We start from the raw sequence: 13,784 nt of genomic DNA, 5'->3' as shown, positions 1-13,784 counted from the left end.
GTCACGCTTCCAATGAGCGTCTCGCGTTCAAGCCCACTTGCACAGCCGTGAATTTCTTTCACACTTAGGGGCTTGTATGACTAACGCAGTTACCGTCGCAAAGGACAAGGCGTATGTAGTTCCGTTCGAGCAGTTGCGGATGACCGATGTGGAAATCGTCGGCGGCAAGAACGCGTCGCTTGGCGAGATGATCAGTCAGCTCGCTGAAGCCGGCGTGCGGGTGCCGACCGGTTTTGCCACCACGGCGCTGGCTTTCCGTGACTTCCTGCATCACAACAATCTGACCGAACGCATCGCCAAACGTCTCGAAACGCTCGACGTCGACGACGTGAAGGCACTCGCCGAAGCGGGCAAGGAGATCCGTCAATGGATCGTCGACGCGCCGCTGCAGCCGCAGCTCGAGGCTGATATCCGCGCGGGTTTCGACACCCTGCAAAACAGCTCGCCCGAAGAGCTCTCGTTCGCCGTGCGTTCGTCGGCCACGGCTGAAGACTTGCCGGACGCATCGTTCGCGGGTCAGCAGGAAAGCTACCTCAACGTGGTCGGCATCGACGACGTGCTCGATCGCATGAAGCACGTGTTCGCGTCGCTATATAACGACCGCGCTATCTCCTATCGCGTCCACAAGGGTTTTACTCACGCCGAAGTCGCGTTGTCGGCGGGCGTGCAGCGCATGGTGCGCTCGGACGTCGGCGCAGCGGGCGTGATGTTCACGCTGGATACGGAATCGGGCTTCAAGGACGCCGTCTTCATCACGTCGAGCTACGGTCTGGGCGAAACGGTGGTGCAGGGCGCGGTCAATCCGGACGAGTTCTACGTCTACAAGACCACGCTCGCCCAAGGCAAGTACCCGATCATCCGCCGCTCGATCGGCTCGAAGCTGATCAAGATGGAATTCACGAAGGCCGGCGAAGAAGGCCGCGTGAAGACCGTGGACGTGCCGCACGAGCAGCGCAACCGCTTCTCGATCACCGACGAAGACGTCATCGAACTCGCGAAGTACGCCGTCATCATCGAAAAGCACTACCAGCGTCCGATGGACATCGAGTGGGGCAAGGACGGCCGCGACGGCAAGATCTTCATTCTGCAGGCGCGTCCGGAAACGGTGAAGAGCCAGGCCACGGGCAAGGCCGAGCAGCGCTTCAAGCTGAAGGGTCAATCGAACGTGCTGGCAACCGGCCGCGCGATCGGCCAGAAGATCGGCGCGGGTCCGGTGCGCGTGATTCACGATCCGTCGGAAATGGACCGCGTGCAGCCGGGCGACGTGCTGGTCGCCGACATGACCGACCCGAACTGGGAGCCGGTGATGAAGCGCGCATCCGCGATCGTCACGAATCGTGGCGGGCGGACCTGCCACGCGGCCATCATCGCGCGTGAGCTGGGCGTGCCGGCCGTGGTCGGCTGCGGCGACGCCACCGACGTGCTGAAGGAAGGCGCGCTCGTCACCGTGTCGTGCTCGGAAGGCGACGAAGGCAAGATCTACGACGGCCTGCTGGAAACCGAAATCACCGAAGTGCAGCGCGGCGAACTGCCGCCGATCCCGGTGAAGATCATGATGAACGTCGGCAATCCGCAACTGGCCTTCGACTTTTCGCAACTGCCGAACGCTGGCGTGGGGCTCGCGCGGCTCGAGTTCATCATCAACAACAATATCGGCGTTCATCCGAAGGCGATTCTCGAGTATCCGAACATCGATCAGGACTTGAAGAAGGCTGTCGAAAGCGTGGCGCGCGGTCATGCATCGCCGCGCGCGTTCTACGTCGACAAGCTGACCGAAGGCATCGCGACGATTGCCGCGGCGTTCTATCCGAAGCCCGTCATCGTGCGTCTGTCGGACTTCAAGTCGAACGAGTACAAGAAGCTGATCGGCGGTTCGCGCTACGAGCCGGACGAAGAAAACCCGATGCTGGGCTTCCGCGGCGCGTCGCGCTACATCGCCGACGACTTCGCCGAAGCGTTCCAGATGGAATGCATCGCGCTGAAGAAGGTACGTGAAGAAATGGGCCTCGACAACGTCGAGATCATGGTGCCGTTCGTGCGCACGCTGAAGCAGGCGGAACGCGTGGTGGGGCTGCTCGCGAAGTACGGCCTCAAGCGCGGCGAAAACGGCTTGCGCCTGATCATGATGTGCGAAGTGCCGTCGAACGCGATTCTCGCCGAGGAATTCCTGCAATTCTTCGACGGTTTCTCGATCGGTTCGAACGACCTCACGCAGCTCACGCTCGGCCTCGACCGCGACTCCGGCATGGAACTGCTGGCGGTCGATTTCGACGAACGCGATCCGGCGGTCAAGTTCATGCTCAAGCGCGCGATTGACACCTGCCTGCGCCTCGACAAATACGTCGGTATTTGCGGCCAGGGCCCGTCGGATCATCCGGACTTCGCGCAATGGCTGACCGATGAGGGCATCAAGTCAATCTCGCTGAACCCGGACACGATCATCGAGACGTGGCAGCAACTGGCGAAGTCGTCGAAGAAGTAAAGCGCGCGCCATGCATGCCGTTTTCAGGCGGCATGCAGGGCGAGCGGTGTGCCCAGCCGAGCGCGTGTCAGGCGCCTGTTAAAGCTTGTTGCACCGCTCGGTAAAATGCACCCGCTTCGTGCTATAAACACCCCGGTAGATCCGGGGTGTTTTGCTTTGTGGAGGTCGACGTGGCGCCAGCGGGATGGTTCTGGTGGGTCGGGGCGGGTGTGCTTGTCGTGCTGGAACTGATCAGCGGCACGTTCTATCTGCTAATGATCGCGTTGGGCTTCGTGGCGGCTGCCATCGCGCACCTCATGGGCGCCGCCGCCGACGCGCAGTTCGCGCTGGCGGCCGGCGTGGCGCTCGCCGCGGTGCTGTTGCTCCGGCGCTCCGGTTTTGGCCGCAGAACGCGCAAGGAGGCGTCGAAGAACCCGGACGTCAATCTGGACATCGGTCAGACGCTGAGCGTGCCGGCGTGGCACGAGCGCCGGGCGCGCGTCGATTATCGCGGCGCGGCATGGGACGTCGAACTGGCCTCGGGCGAGCCGGAAGACGCGCAGGTCTACGAGATCACGGAGCTGCGCGGCAGTTGTCTGATCGTCGTGGCGAGCCCGCATGCGAGGCGCAAGCAAAAGGCGACGGCGACCTGAACGTTTGCAATGCACACAACGATTCGAACAAGAACCGGAGGGCATTAATGGATTCGACCATCATCGGGGCAGTGTTTTTAGTCATCATGATCGTGCTGGCGGCGCAGACCATCAAGATCGTGCCGCAACAGCATGCGTGGGTGCTGGAGCGGCTCGGCCGCTATCACCGCACGTTGACGCCGGGCTTGAGCTTCGCGTTTCCCTTCGTCGACCGGATCGCGTACAAGCACATCCTCAAGGAGATTCCGCTCGAAGTGCCGAGCCAGGTCTGCATCACGCGTGACAACACGCAGTTGCAGGTGGACGGCGTGCTGTATTTTCAGGTTACCGATCCGATGAAGGCCTCGTACGGGTCGAGCAACTTCGTGTTCGCGATCACGCAGTTGTCGCAGACCACGCTGCGCTCCGTGATCGGCAAGCTGGAGCTCGACAAGACGTTCGAGGAGCGCGACTTCATCAACCACAGCATCGTGTCGTCGCTGGATCAGGCCGCGGCGAACTGGGGCGTCAAAGTGTTGCGCTATGAAATCAAGGACCTCACGCCGCCCAAGGAGATTCTTCACGCGATGCAGGCGCAGATCACCGCCGAGCGCGAGAAGCGCGCGCTGATCGCGGCGTCCGAAGGGCGCAAGCAGGAGCAGATCAACATCGCCTCCGGCGGCCGTGAAGCGTCGATCCAGAAGTCCGAAGGCGAACGGCAGGCCGCGATCAACCAGGCGCAAGGCCAGGCGGCGGCGATCATGGCGGTGGCCGAAGCCAATTCGCAGGCGATTCAGAAGATCGCGGCGGCAATCCAGTCGAATGGCGGGATGGAGGCGGTGAACCTCAAGGTGGCGGAACAATACGTGAACGCGTTCGCGAACCTGGCGAAGCAGGGCACGACGCTGATCGTGCCGGGCAATATGTCGGATATGAGTTCGATGATCGCCTCGGCGCTGACCATCGTGAACAAAGGCAAGGGCGTGACCGACGTGCGGTGAGTTCGTCGCGGGTGAGCCTGTCAGTGCACGGCTTGGTCCGCAGAAAAAAGAATGGCCCGCGCGGTGTGCGGGCCATTTTTCATTGAGCGCCTGCTTGTGGCGCCCGTCGTCAAGCCTGGATCAGCTCGGCGAGCGCATCAGGCGCGCCTTCTCGCGCTCCCAATCGCGTTTCTTCTCGGTTTCGCGTTTGTCGTGCTGCTTCTTACCCTTGGCGAGACCGATTTCGCATTTGACGCGGCCGCCCTTGTAGTGGAAGTTCAGCGGCACGAGCGTGTAGCCGCGCTGCTCGACCTTGCCGATCAGTTTGCTGATCTCCTCGCTGTGCAGAAGCAGCTTGCGCGTGCGCACGGGGTCCGGGTGGATGTGGGTCGAGGCTTCGGGCAGCGGGCTGATGTGCGTGCCGATCAGGAACAGTTCGTTATTGCGGATAACGACGTAACCCTCCTTGATCTGGCCGCGCCCGGCGCGTAGCGCCTTGACCTCCCATCCTTCGAGCACGAGCCCTGCTTCATAGCGTTCTTCGACCGAGTAGTCGTAGAAGGCTTTTCTGTTGTCGATGATGCTCATGAATGGAAAGTGCCCAACTCGTTTAAAATCACGATTTTAGCAAAGCGGGGCAAGGAAAGCCCGCGGCGCTTGTCCACCCTTGCCACGTGCTGTTCAATTTATGGCAGATGTCCAGAAAACCGTGTTGATCCGCCATTCGGCGGAACAGATGTTCGACCTCGTTACCGACGTCGCCGATTACCCCAACTTCCTGCCCTGGTGCGGAGGCGTCGAAATCCGCCGCCAGGACGAAACCGGCATGGAGGCGAAGATCGATATCAACTTCAAGGGCATCAAGCAGCATTTCGCCACGCGTAACAGCATGGAGCGGCCCACCCGCATCGATATGGAATTCGCGGACGGCCCGTTTCGCAAATTCACCGGTTTCTGGCGCTTCACGCCGTTGCGCGCCGACGCCTGCAAGATCGAATTCGCGCTGCACTACGAATTCACCAACATCATTCTCGAGAAGATCATTGGGCCGGTGTTCAATCACATCGCCAATACTTTCGTCGAATCGTTCGTGAAGCGCGCCGATCAGCGCTACGGTAAGGCATGAGCGCGCGGCTGTCGATCGAAGTCTGCTACGCGAGCGCCACGGAGCAGACGCTGATCGCGGTTGATTTGCCGCAGGGCGCGACGCTGCGGCAGGCGATCGAGGCGAGCGGCATCCTGCAACGCTACCCGCGGATCGATCTCGACACGCAGAAAGTCGGCGTGTTCGGCAAACTCAAGCCGCTCGATACGGTGCTTGCCGACCACGATCGCGTCGAGATTTACCGGCCGCTGCTGGTGGATCCGAAGGTGTCGCGTCAACGGCGCGTCGAAAAGACGCGCAAGGCGGGCTCGATCGAGGGCCGCCGCTGGCAGAACAAGGATTCGCGTTAGACCGGTCCGCGGCGCCTGCCGCGCCCCGCCTCAAGGCGCCGCGATCCTTGCCTCGTCCCGCGCCTTGTCCCCAAGCGACGCCGCCCCGGACGAATCATCATCCGCATGCTGGCGCACCGACCAGCAGACCCCCGCCACCAGCAGCAAAATCGCCGCGATTTCCAGCGGACGCGGCAGGCGCTGATCGTAAATGAACGCGTAGAGCAGCGCGAACAGCGTCTCGAACACGATCATCTGACCCGAGAGCGTCAGCGGCAGTCGTTTCGACGCGGCGTTCCACAGCCCGTTGCCGAGCCACGACGCGCCGACGGCAAGCCCGAGATTCAGCATCCAGAAGGTATGCCAGCGGCCGTCCGCGAGTTCGCCTTGCAGGCCGTCCGACGGCAGCACGCCGATCACGAGCCACAGCGCCGCGCCGAGCGCACCCGTCACCACGCCCCACAGCACCGACCATTCGTTGCCGCTGAAATGCGTCTGACGCTGCAGGTAGCGGGTGTTTTCGACCGCGAACCACGTCCAGCATCCCAGCGCGCCGACTGCGCAGGCGAGTCCGATGAGCCTGGTGGCGACGCTCGCCGGCGTGCCGTCCGCGACCGTGAACACGTCGACATTGATGCAGGCGATGCCCGCCATCACCATCGCGAGCGGCCATGCGAGGCGGGCGAGCGGCACCGCGCCGCGATCGCGCCGGCCGAGCAGCGTGACCGTGACGGGCAGCACGCCGACGATCAGCGACGCCGGCGCGATGCCGATCAGATGGACGGCCGCTGTCAGCAGCAGGTAGTAGAGCAGGTTGCCGACCACTGCGAGCTTGACGAGCGCGCCCAGATCCTCGCGAGTGAGACGCTTGACGAGCGAGCGCATCATCGGCAGCGCGGCGGCCAGCGAGACGAGGCCGTACATCGTGTAGCGGCCGGCAGAGAGCAGCAGCGGCGAAAAGTCGGGCAGCACGCGCGGCACCAGAAACACCATGCCCCATAAGGCTCCAGCCATCACTCCATATGCCACACCGCGCTGCATCGACTACCCCTGCCGGAAAGACTCGAATGGTCGGCAGAATAGCCCGGTGGCGGCGGGGCGTCTTGTTCGATTCTGCATTCGGCGCCGATGCGCCCGAACGCGCAAACGAAACCCGATCGAACCCGAGCCGAACAGCGAGGCGAAATCGCCGCGCCCAAAGTCACGAAAAAAATCGGCGGAAACTCGCTAAGCTGCTGTTCGTGCAGTGAAAACCAGGAGGTATCGCGTATAATTCGCTTTTGCGCCTATAGGATTTGCCATGCGTCTGATCCAAACAGCACTCACGTTCGATGACGTGCTCCTCGTCCCGGCCTACTCCGATGTTCTGCCGCGCGACACCAGCCTCAAGACCCGGCTGACCCGCAATATTTCCCTGAATATGCCGCTCGTGTCCGCCGCCATGGACACGGTCACCGAAGCACGCCTTGCGATCGCGATGGCGCAAATGGGTGGCGTGGGCATCATCCACAAGAATCTCACGCCGGCCGAGCAGGCGCGTGAAGTCGCCAAGGTCAAGCGCTTCGAATCGGGCGTCGTGCGTGATCCGATCACGGTGCCGCCGCAGATGAAAGTGCGCGACGTGATCGCGCTGTCGCGCCAGCATGGCATTTCCGGTTTCCCGGTGGTCGAGGGCGCGCAACTGGTCGGTATCGTCACGAACCGCGACTTGCGCTTCGAGGAGCGTCTGGACGAACCGGTGCGCAGCATCATGACGCCGCGCGAGCGCCTCGTCACCGTCAAGGAAGGCACGCCGCTCGCCGAAGCCAAGGCGCTGATGCACAGCCACCGCCTCGAGCGCGTGCTGGTCATCAACGAAGCGTTCGAACTGCGCGGCCTGATGACTGTGAAGGACATCACCAAGCAAACCGAACACCCGGACGCCTGTAAGGACGAACACGGCAAGCTGCGCGCGGGCGCGGCGGTCGGCGTGGGCGAAGACAACGAGGAGCGCATCGCGCTGCTGGCGCAGGCGGGTGTCGACGTGATCGTCGTCGATACGGCGCACGGCCACAGCAAGGGCGTGCTCGAGCGCGTCAAGTGGGTCAAGCAGAACTTCCCGCACGTCGAGGTGATCGGCGGCAACATCGCCACCGCGGCGGCGGCCAGGGCGCTGGTCGAATACGGCGCCGACGGCGTGAAGGTCGGTATCGGCCCCGGTTCGATCTGTACGACACGCATCGTGGCGGGCGTGGGCGTGCCGCAGGTCACGGCGATCGCCAACGTGTCGGAAGCGCTGAAGGGCACCGGCGTGCCGGTCATCGCCGACGGCGGCGTGCGCTTCTCGGGCGACGTCAGCAAGGCGCTGGCAGCGGGCGCGAACGCGGTGATGATGGGCAGCATGTTCGCCGGCACCGAAGAAGCGCCGGGCGACGTCTTCCTGTTCCAGGGCCGCCAGTACAAGTCCTACCGCGGCATGGGCTCGGTCGGCGCGATGAAGGACGGCGCGGCGGACCGCTACTTCCAGGACAACTCCGCGAACATCGACAAGCTGGTGCCGGAAGGTATCGAGGGCCGCGTCGCCTACAAGGGTTCGGTCAACGCGATCCTGTTCCAGTTGATCGGCGGCGTGCGCGCCAGCATGGGCTACTGCGGTTGCCGCACCATCGCGGAGATGAACGAGAAGGCCGAGTTCGTGCAGATCACGGGCGCGGGCTTGCGCGAGTCGCATGTGCACGACGTGCAGATCACCAAGGAAGCGCCCAACTATCACGTGGACTAAACGCCAATGAAGCCATTGCTGCGTGCTGTACTCATCCTCGATGCGTTGCTGTTGCTTGCGTTCGGCCTGCTGTTCGTGCTGACGCCCTGGACTTCGTTGTACAACGCGCTGCTTCTGGTGCAAACCCAGCCGGCTCTGGTCGGCCAGGGGTTTGGCGTGGCGCTGATCGGGCTCGGCTGGCTGGCCTTGCACGCGTCGATCGACGGGGCGCTCACTTCGAGTGTCGCGAGAGTCGTCGGGCACGTGAACTGGTTGACCGGCGTGCTGATGCTAGTCTGGCTGCTCGGTTTGCATACGCCGTCGCTGACCGGTTTCGGGCAGATCGTGGCGGTGCTGACGGGTGTGGTGCTGCTGGTGATCGGCCTGGGCGGCGTGCGTTTATCGAGCGCGGTGCGGCGGCGTGAAAAGGCGCGCTTGGCTGAAGCCGCCGCTGCCGAGCGCGCCGAGCGCCAAGCGGCGAAAGATGCCGCGAAAGACGCCGCCTACAAACGCGAACCCGGGAGCGGGGCCGCTCCCGTCACGGCGGGCTTTCCGGTCTACCGTGCGGAGCCGGTGATCGAGCCGGTCATGCCGGCTACGCGGCCGGTGAGTCCGGCTACGGGTGCGCCGGTCGATCCAGCGGTCGACGAACCGGGTAGGCCTGCGGCCGAGCGTGCTGTACGCGCTGAACATGCAGCGAGGGCCGCCAGTTCCGAGGCTACGAGCGCACGCGACGAGGCCCGCAACGCCGCCGCCGACGCGCCGGGTGCGCCCCGCCCGCCGTTTCATGGCTGAGGCGCCGGACCGCCCCGTCCTTCGAAGCTACCGGATTCGTTCGCGCGTGCCGCAAATCACTGCCTGCGGCGCCGGCCACGCCAGCGCGCATCATCGTTACGTTTCATGCTCGACCGTTCCCACGTGGACCGCTTTGAATTCAACGCCGCGCCTCGTGCGCGGCATTCCGTATCCGTTCACTTTTGACTCCGTCCGCTGCCATGCATGACAAGATCCTGATTCTCGACTTCGGTTCGCAAGTCACCCAACTGATTGCACGTCGCGTTCGCGAAGCCAACGTGTACTCGGAAATTCATCCGTACGACGTCGACGCGTCGTTCATTCGCGATTTCGCGCCGAAGGGCGTGATCCTGTCCGGCGGCCCGAGCTCGGTCACCGAAACGGACACGCCGCGCGTGCCGCAAGCGGTGTTCGAACTCGGCGTGCCGGTGCTCGGCATCTGCTACGGCATGCAGGCACTGGCCGAGCAACTGGGCGGCAAGGTCGACATCGGCCACCTGCGCGAGTTCGGCTATGCCGAAGTGCGCGCGCGCAACCATACGAGCCTGCTCGAGGGCATCAGCGACTTCACCACGCCGGAAGGTCACGGCATGCTGAAGGTGTGGATGAGCCACGGCGACAAGGTACTGGAAATGCCGCCGGGCTTCGCGCTGATGGCGTCGACGGAATCGTGCCCAATCGCGGCGATGGCCGACGAAAAGCGCCATTTCTACGGTCTACAGTGGCATCCGGAAGTCACGCACACCGTGCAGGGCCGCGCGATGCTCGAGCGCTTCGTGCTGCGGATTTGCGGCGCCAGGCCCGATTGGGAGATGGGTCATTACATCGACGAAGCCGTCGCGAAGATTCGCGAGCAGGTCGGCAACGAACACGTGATCCTGGGGCTGTCGGGCGGCGTGGATTCGTCGGTGGCGGCGGCGCTGCTGCATCGCGCGATCGGCGATCAACTGACCTGCGTGTTCGTCGATCACGGCCTGTTGCGCCTGAACGAAGCCGAGCAGGTGATGGCGACGTTCGCCGATCACCTCGGCGTGAAGGTGATTCACGTGGACGCCAGCGATGTGTTTCTGAGGAAGCTCGCCGGCGTGAGCGATCCGGAAGCGAAGCGCAAGATCATCGGCGCGGAGTTCGTCGAGGTGTTCCAGGCCGAGGCCGGCAGGCTCACCGACGCCAAGTGGCTGGCGCAAGGCACGATCTATCCGGACGTGATCGAATCGGCCGGCAAGGGCAAGAAGGCGACGCAAACCATCAAGAGCCACCACAACGTGGGCGGCCTGCCTGAGACGCTGAATCTGAAGCTGCTGGAGCCGCTGCGCGAACTGTTCAAGGACGAAGTGCGCGAACTCGGCGTGAAGCTTGGTTTGCCGCCCGCGATGGTATATCGCCATCCGTTCCCGGGCCCGGGTCTGGGTGTGCGGATTCTCGGCGAAGTGAAGCGCGATTTCGCGGACCTGTTGCGTCGCGCGGACGCGATTTTCATCGAGACGCTGCGGACTTTCATCGACAAGGAAACCGGCAAGTCCTGGTACGACCTGACGAGCCAGGCGTTCGCGGTGTTTCTGCCGGTGAAGAGTGTCGGTGTGATGGGCGACGGGCGGACTTATGAGTACGTGGTGGCGCTGCGCGCGGTGCAAACGCTCGACTTCATGACCGCGCATTGGGCGCATCTGCCGCATGAGCTGCTGGGGCATGTGTCGAACCGGATCATCAATGAAGTGCGCGGGATCAACCGGGTTGTTTATGACATTTCGGGGAAGCCGCCGGCGACGATTGAGTGGGAGTGAATTGACGTCCTTCGAGGACTATCGCCAGCTATTGAAAAACTGACGTAACGTGTTGATATAGAAGGAAATACGTCGCGCCAGCTATCGGTGGCTATCGCCGGCCAGCAGAAAAAGTTGGCGGTAGAGCTGACGGTAAAAATCTAGGCCGGATTAAGACACTCTCGTTCACTATTCAGACTTTTACCGTCTTTGACGGTAAAAGCCTTCTCGGGAAAGCTTATTTTATGCGGCTTTCCGGGCAGCAACAGGTCTCCAGGTCCTTGACGGTAAAGCCTGACGGTAAAGCCGTCACAAGCCGGAGGAAACCTCGATGCTTACTGACGCTGCACTACGAAATATGAAGCCTAAATCCAAGATTTATAAGGCTTCTGACCGGGACGGGATGTACGTGACGGTATCGCCTAGCGGTACTGTCACCTTCCGATACGACTACCGCCTCAACGGCCGCCGCGAGACGCTGACTCTCGGGCGCTACGGCCAGGGCGGCATCTCACTGTCGATGGCGCGCGAACTGCTCCTAGACGCGCGGAAAGCCGTGCTCAAGGGCATCTCGCCCGCGCTCGAAAAGCAGCGCGAGAAACGCCGGGTGGTCGCCATCAAGACCTTCGGCACGGCGATGGACACCTGGCTGGCCAACGCAAGGTTGGCCGACAGCACCCGCGCCATGCGCAAGCACATCATCGACCGGGACATCTTGCCGGTCTTTCAGAACCGCCTCCTGACCGAGATCCAAGCCGAAGACCTGCGAGCCTTGTGCAACAAGGTCAAAGAGCGCGGGGCGCCCGCCACCGCGGTCCAGATTCGGGACATCGTGAAGCAGGTCTACGTCTACGCCATCGCCCACGGCGAAAAGGTGGACAACCCCGCCGACAGCGTGGGCGCGGCGTCGATCGCCACCTTCGTACCGAAGGACCGGGCCTTGTCGCCGCTGGAAATCCGACTGTTTGTGCAACAGATGGAGTCCGTGGCGACCTATCCGACCATCAAGTTGGCGTTGCGCCTGATCCTGCTGACGCTGGTGCGCAAGAGCGAACTGATCCAGGCCACCTGGGATGAGATCGATTTCGAGAGCAAGACCTGGACGATCCCGAAGCAGCGGATGAAGGGACGCAACCCGCACGTGGTCTATCTGTCACGCCAGGCGCTCGACATCTTCGTGACGCTGCACGCCTGCGCGGCGGGCTCAAGATTCATTTTTCCTTCTCGTTACGATGCCGAGCGGTTCATGTCTAATGCGACCTTGAATCGGGTCACGCAGCTCGTGGCGGAGGCTGCAAAGACCAAAGGGCTGCCGCTACAACCGTTCACCGTCCACGACCTGCGCCGTACCGGCTCGACGCTGTTGAACGAAATCGGCTTCAACCGCGACTGGATCGAGAAGTGCCTGGCGCACGAGGACGGACGTTCCTCGCGTTCGGTCTACAACAAGGCCGAATACGCGGAGCAACGGCGCCATATGCTGCAAGAATGGGCCAACATGATCGATGCTTGGAGCGGCGGGCAGCCCTACGTGCCGAAGCTGCTGCCGGACAACGTGGTGGTGCCGGCGTTGAGCGCGATGGCCTGAGCGGATGAGAGCCGCTGCGCGGCTTCATTCCTCACTCGAACCCGCCCGAACAGGGCGGGTTTTGCGTAGATGCACATCCGGTTTCGAGACGCTGCCGCGACGGGCTTGCTTGCGCTGCTCGATCCAGGCTTCCACTTCTGCCAAGTCCCACACGACGCACCGTGGCGTCAAATTGAAGCGGTGGGGAAACTCGCCGCGGCGCTCCATTTCATAGATCGTCGTTTCGGCCAATGGAACGATCTGCCGCAGCTCCTGGCGGCGAATGGTACGACGGTAGGGAAGTGGGCTGCGCTTTGGGAACTGCGGCAACTCCTCGTAGGCTTTCGTGCCGGGCAGGGGAAGATGCTGGCCGGCGTCGATGCCAGCCGCGCTGGATACTGCTTGCGGTAGTTGTTTCACATCGGGCTCCATGAGTACGCGCATGGAGGCATGGTGACGTTCGATACCTATCGGGACAACTTGCTGCGGCGTAGTGCGGCGAACTTGGAGCAACCTTGATCTCAATTGCTATGTCGAAAATCCGAAATGGCGTCGGGACGAATGGCATCCGTCATCGCGCGGCCACCGACATCGCTAATTCCGGCGTTTCCGTCAAGGTCGGAATAGCGTTGACTGCGCACAAGACCGTCACCATGTTCACGACTCGTGTGCATACCGACGATAATTCCGAGCGGGCGGCAGCCGACAAGATTGCGAAGACGAACTGGCCCATGTCCGAGCAAGATGCACTCGACATTCTGACCCTGGTGTCGTTGATTCATCGCAAGCTGGATCGCACACAGAAGGCTATTCCATCACCGTAGTGAGGAAATCCCATCTATGGGTCTTCCACGTATCGAATTACCTCCGCGGCAAGAGCCGCTCTTGATGCCCTGGCCGGTGCAAGGGAATCCAGGTGGGTTCAGTTCGACCACGCTGATCAATGGCGCATGTTCATCGGCAGCCTAGACATGGACGCTCGCATTCCAGATGTTGTGCGCCTGAAATATGCCCGCGCGCAGAAGCTCTATTTGTTCGGCTGGATCGACACTGACTTAATCAAGGCCGGCGAGCTGATCGCTCTGACCACGCTGGAACTCGCGCTAATGGATCGCTATGGGACCAAGTTCAAGACACGAGAGCGGACGTTTGCCGCCGTGCTCAAGCATCTAGTGGAGGTCGACGGTTTGACTGACGCGCAAATACCTGTTGTCGCCCGCTGTGGCGGTAGTGCGATCGGCCAGCTAGTCGGCACGGTGAGGCCCACATTAGCGCAACGCGGAAATGCGTTGGCCCACGGTGACCCATTCGACGGGTTCCCGGTCGGCGGCCTTCTTGAATTGGTGCGCGACCTGATTACATTCGCTTATCGCAGTTTCATCGCAGAATACCGCCAAGGAGTAACCGGCTAG

General features: G+C 62.5%; 13 protein-coding genes and 1 pseudogene. 11 read left to right on the top strand and 3 right to left on the bottom strand.

Annotated features, from left to right (window positions below):
- Nucleotides 1-76 precede the first annotated feature (76 nt).
- From ppsA to ACTJLC_RS11340, 3 genes are all read left to right on the top strand, one after another.
- A complete protein-coding gene (gene ppsA / locus ACTJLC_RS11350; protein ID WP_073427995.1) occupies nt 77-2,482 on the top strand; it encodes a phosphoenolpyruvate synthase in 2,406 nt (801 codons plus the stop codon).
- Between the two features lie 170 nt (nt 2,483-2,652).
- Nucleotides 2,653-3,114, top strand: a complete 462-nt coding sequence (locus ACTJLC_RS11345) for an NfeD family protein (RefSeq protein WP_440843983.1) — start codon at nt 2,653-2,655, stop codon at nt 3,112-3,114.
- A 47-nt stretch (nt 3,115-3,161) separates the two neighbouring features.
- The gene (locus ACTJLC_RS11340) at nt 3,162-4,094 is read left to right on the top strand and encodes an SPFH domain-containing protein (protein WP_440843981.1); all 933 of its coding nucleotides are present in this window, start codon (nt 3,162-3,164) and stop codon (nt 4,092-4,094) included.
- A gap of 120 nt (nt 4,095-4,214) precedes the next feature.
- On the opposite strand, the gene smpB is transcribed toward ACTJLC_RS11340, so the two are convergent.
- Nucleotides 4,215-4,661 (bottom strand): SsrA-binding protein SmpB, encoded by a 447-nt coding sequence (gene smpB / locus ACTJLC_RS11335; protein ID WP_073427998.1) that lies wholly within the window; start codon nt 4,659-4,661, stop codon nt 4,215-4,217.
- Nucleotides 4,662-4,761: 100 nt separating this feature from the next.
- Between smpB and ACTJLC_RS11330 the strand changes: the two genes are divergently transcribed.
- Both ACTJLC_RS11330 and ACTJLC_RS11325 read left to right on the top strand, forming a co-directional pair.
- Nucleotides 4,762-5,199: a type II toxin-antitoxin system RatA family toxin gene (locus tag ACTJLC_RS11330; RefSeq protein WP_073427999.1), complete on the top strand. Its 438-nt coding sequence runs from the start codon at nt 4,762-4,764 to the stop codon at nt 5,197-5,199.
- Complete coding sequence (locus tag ACTJLC_RS11325; RefSeq protein ID WP_114162643.1) at nt 5,196-5,528, top strand: RnfH family protein; 333 nt, start codon at nt 5,196-5,198, stop codon at nt 5,526-5,528. The genes ACTJLC_RS11330 and ACTJLC_RS11325 overlap by 4 nt, the downstream gene beginning before the upstream one ends.
- Before the next feature lie 30 nt (nt 5,529-5,558).
- On the opposite strand, the gene ACTJLC_RS11320 is transcribed toward ACTJLC_RS11325, so the two are convergent.
- A complete protein-coding gene (locus ACTJLC_RS11320) occupies nt 5,559-6,548 on the bottom strand; it encodes a DMT family transporter (RefSeq protein WP_310124769.1) in 990 nt (329 codons plus the stop codon).
- Nucleotides 6,549-6,807: 259 nt separating this feature from the next.
- On the opposite strand from ACTJLC_RS11320, the gene guaB reads away from it, so the two are divergent.
- From guaB to ACTJLC_RS11300, 4 genes are all read left to right on the top strand, one after another.
- On the top strand, nt 6,808-8,268 hold the full coding sequence (guaB, locus tag ACTJLC_RS11315) for an IMP dehydrogenase (protein WP_073428002.1): 1,461 nt from the start codon (nt 6,808-6,810) through the stop codon (nt 8,266-8,268).
- A gap of 6 nt (nt 8,269-8,274) precedes the next feature.
- Entirely contained in the window at nt 8,275-9,042 is a 768-nt protein-coding gene (locus ACTJLC_RS11310; protein WP_073428003.1) for a hypothetical protein, read from the top strand.
- A gap of 200 nt (nt 9,043-9,242) precedes the next feature.
- Nucleotides 9,243-10,826, top strand: a complete 1,584-nt coding sequence (gene guaA / locus ACTJLC_RS11305) for a glutamine-hydrolyzing GMP synthase (RefSeq protein ID WP_440843977.1) — start codon at nt 9,243-9,245, stop codon at nt 10,824-10,826.
- A 310-nt stretch (nt 10,827-11,136) separates the two neighbouring features.
- Nucleotides 11,137-12,393, top strand: coding sequence for a tyrosine-type recombinase/integrase (locus tag ACTJLC_RS11300; protein WP_440843975.1), 1,257 nt, complete (start codon nt 11,137-11,139; stop codon nt 12,391-12,393).
- 24 nt (nt 12,394-12,417) lie between these two features.
- Here the strand turns inward: ACTJLC_RS11300 and ACTJLC_RS11295 are convergent, their stop codons facing one another.
- Nucleotides 12,418-12,804 carry a helix-turn-helix transcriptional regulator gene (locus tag ACTJLC_RS11295; protein ID WP_440843973.1) on the bottom strand — a complete coding sequence of 129 codons (387 nt, stop codon included), beginning with the start codon at nt 12,802-12,804 and terminating at the stop codon, nt 12,418-12,420.
- Nucleotides 12,805-12,923: 119 nt separating this feature from the next.
- On the opposite strand from ACTJLC_RS11295, the pseudogene ACTJLC_RS11290 reads away from it, so the two are divergent.
- A pseudogene (locus ACTJLC_RS11290) lies at nt 12,924-13,196 on the top strand (hypothetical protein); the annotation flags it as partial.
- Nucleotides 13,197-13,322: 126 nt separating this feature from the next.
- Nucleotides 13,323-13,784 carry a hypothetical protein gene (locus ACTJLC_RS11285; RefSeq protein ID WP_440843971.1) on the top strand — a complete coding sequence of 154 codons (462 nt, stop codon included), beginning with the start codon at nt 13,323-13,325 and terminating at the stop codon, nt 13,782-13,784.

Source organism: Paraburkholderia sp. 22099 (assembly GCF_052045835.1).
In the GTDB taxonomy this organism is placed as follows: Bacteria; Pseudomonadota; Gammaproteobacteria; order Burkholderiales; family Burkholderiaceae; genus Paraburkholderia; species Paraburkholderia terricola.
This window is presented reverse-complemented; position numbering and strand designations above follow the sequence as displayed.

Excerpts from the sequence above, each read along its gene's own strand:
- ACTJLC_RS11340 (WP_440843981.1), top strand. The coding sequence starts at position 3,162 with ATGGATTCGACCATCATCGGGGCAGTGTTTTTAGTCATCATGATCGTG.
- ACTJLC_RS11300 (WP_440843975.1), top strand. The coding sequence starts at position 11,137 with ATGCTTACTGACGCTGCACTACGAAATATGAAGCCTAAATCCAAGATT.
- ACTJLC_RS11285 (WP_440843971.1), top strand. The coding sequence starts at position 13,323 with ATGTTCATCGGCAGCCTAGACATGGACGCTCGCATTCCAGATGTTGTG.
- ACTJLC_RS11295 (WP_440843973.1), bottom strand. The coding sequence starts at position 12,804 with ATGGAGCCCGATGTGAAACAACTACCGCAAGCAGTATCCAGCGCGGCT.
- smpB (WP_073427998.1), bottom strand. The coding sequence starts at position 4,661 with ATGAGCATCATCGACAACAGAAAAGCCTTCTACGACTACTCGGTCGAA.
- ACTJLC_RS11320 (WP_310124769.1), bottom strand. The coding sequence starts at position 6,548 with ATGCAGCGCGGTGTGGCATATGGAGTGATGGCTGGAGCCTTATGGGGC.
- ACTJLC_RS11310 (WP_073428003.1), top strand. The coding sequence starts at position 8,275 with ATGAAGCCATTGCTGCGTGCTGTACTCATCCTCGATGCGTTGCTGTTG.
- ACTJLC_RS11325 (WP_114162643.1), top strand. The coding sequence starts at position 5,196 with ATGAGCGCGCGGCTGTCGATCGAAGTCTGCTACGCGAGCGCCACGGAG.
- guaB (WP_073428002.1), top strand. The coding sequence starts at position 6,808 with ATGCGTCTGATCCAAACAGCACTCACGTTCGATGACGTGCTCCTCGTC.
- guaA (WP_440843977.1), top strand. The coding sequence starts at position 9,243 with ATGCATGACAAGATCCTGATTCTCGACTTCGGTTCGCAAGTCACCCAA.
- ACTJLC_RS11330 (WP_073427999.1), top strand. The coding sequence starts at position 4,762 with ATGGCAGATGTCCAGAAAACCGTGTTGATCCGCCATTCGGCGGAACAG.
- ppsA (WP_073427995.1), top strand. The coding sequence starts at position 77 with ATGACTAACGCAGTTACCGTCGCAAAGGACAAGGCGTATGTAGTTCCG.